The following is an 801-nucleotide window of genomic DNA, read 5'->3' on the forward strand; positions in this document are numbered from 1 at the left end:
CACCGGGAACATGTTTCCCTGCACTTACTTCCTGCTCAATGCTCATAGGTTTATTTTCGCTAGTGCCCTAGAAATAGGTCATGACCAAGCGTTCAATGGCAGCCAGAGTTTCGGTCTCGTCGGTTAAAGGTTGAGCCAAGCACGATAAACACGCCTCGCGAGCATCCAACCCTGACTTAATCATCTTCGCAGTATAAATCAGCAGCCTGGTCGAAGCCGCTTCTTCCAAGTCATAGTCTTTTAGGCGACGTAAATCCCCACCCAGGCTAACCAGCTTCTTGGCTGTATCTTTGTCGATATTGGATTCCTGACAGATGATTACCGTTTCCCGTTCTGCCAAGGGGTATTCAAACTCCATCGCAACAAAGCGTTGGCGGGTACTTGGCTTCAGCCCCTTCATTACGTTCTGGTAGCCAGGGTTATAAGAGATCACCAACATAAAGTCAGGATGAGCAATAATTTCTTCGCCCGTACGCTCTACAGGTAAAACGCGACGGTGGTCAGACAATGGGTGAAGCACAACCGTAGTATCTTTCCGTGCTTCAATGACTTCATCTAAATAACAAATACCGCCTTCTCGCACCGCCCTGGTAAGCGGGCCATCCTGCCAATAGGTTCCGTCTTTGCCAATTAAGTGTCGACCTACCAAGTCTGTTGCGCTTAGATCATCATGACAGGCAATCGTGTATAAAGGCCGATCAAGTTTCTTGGCCATGTGCTCAACAAATCGGGTTTTACCACAACCTGTAGGTCCCTTAATCAAAACCGGCAAATTATTGTTGGCGGCGTGCTCGAAGATAA

1 protein-coding gene is annotated in these 801 nt (G+C 48.1%); it reads right to left on the minus strand.

Features of this window, described 5'->3' with window-relative positions:
• Nucleotides 1-67: 67 nt before the first annotated feature.
• Entirely contained in the window at nt 68-799 is a 732-nt protein-coding gene (locus tag A3729_RS03480) for a CbbQ/NirQ/NorQ/GpvN family protein (protein ID WP_156497622.1), read from the minus strand.
• Between the last annotated feature and the right edge of the window lie 2 nt (nt 800-801).

This window comes from Oleiphilus sp. HI0043 (assembly GCF_001634935.1).